Annotated in this window: 1 protein-coding gene; it reads right to left on the bottom strand. The window is 47.3% G+C overall.

Annotation, left to right across the window (positions count from 1 at the left end):
• On the bottom strand, positions 1-1144 hold a 1144-nt coding region (locus KDK19_RS21530), incomplete at its 3' end, for a WD40 repeat domain-containing protein (protein WP_257292915.1).
• Positions 1145-1176: the final 32 nt, after the last annotated feature.

Here is a 1176-nt window from a genome sequence, read left to right as displayed (position 1 = left end):
TGAATTTAGCTGAGGTGATCACCGGCCCGTGAGAAATGATGGCTTTTTTTATCCACGACCCATCGGGCCCAAGGCCATAAATTTTCGCCGCTTTGTCATCACCGGCGGTCACCACGAGGCAGCTATCGGGACTGAAGTTGGCTGAGAGGACATAACGCTCATGGGTAATGCTGGCTGTTTCTTCCCATGATCCATCCGCCTGCAGGCTGTAGATTTTTATCGTGTCAAGGCAATCGGTGGTGACTATATGGTGGCCATCGGCGCTGAAGGTGGCTGACAAGACCCAAGCATTTTGGCAAAAGGTGTATTTTGTTTCCCATAATCCATTGGTTTGCCGTTCGTGGATTTTCACAGTTTTGTCCAGACTGGCAGTCACCACAAGGCGGTCATCGGGACTGAAAGAGGCTGATTTGACCGCATTTTTATGGGTAATGGTGGTCATTTCTCCCCATGATCCATCGGCCTGCGGGCCATAGATTTTCGCCGTGCCATCCAAACTTGCGGTCACCAAAGAGCGGCCATCGGCGCTGAAGGTGGCTGAGCTGACAGAATCATTATGGTAAATAGTGGTTTTTACTCCCCATGTGCCATCGTGTTCCAGACCATAAATTGTTGCATTCTTATCATGCTTATCATCAGTTAAGACAAACAAATGATTGGCATCGGCGCTGAAGCCGACCGACGTGACCAGAGCATTGTGGTGAATAGTGTATTTTGCTTCCCATGATCCATCAGTCTCCTGTTCATAGATTTTCAATGTTCCATATACACAGGCGGTCAATAGTTGCTGGTCATTTGCACTGAAGGTGGCTGAGATGACCGGCGATTTATGGTAAATAATGGCTTTTACTTTCCATGATCCATCGTCGTCCTGACCACAGATTTTCACCATGGGATCGGAACAGACGGTCGCCATTTGACGGCCATCGGTAGTGAAGGTGGCTGATAAGAAACAAGTTTTATGGTCAATGGTAGCTTTTGTTTCCCATGATCCATCGGTCTTCTGGCCTGTGATGATCGCTCTTTTATCAAAGCTGGTAGTCACCACATGGAGGTTATCAGCACTGAAGTCGGCATCATAGATTTGGCATGAATGGGTAATTTTTGCTTTTGGCACTAATTTGAATGTTTCACATTCAGACATCAGTTTACTGTAGGTGAAAAGCAGCTGAGCAG

Origin of the sequence: Endozoicomonas sp. ONNA1 (assembly GCF_024606325.1) — a bacterium.
Classification (GTDB): Bacteria; Pseudomonadota; Gammaproteobacteria; order Pseudomonadales; family Endozoicomonadaceae; genus Endozoicomonas_A.
Note: the sequence above shows the minus strand (reverse complement) of the source record. Positions and strands in the feature narration are given on the sequence as shown.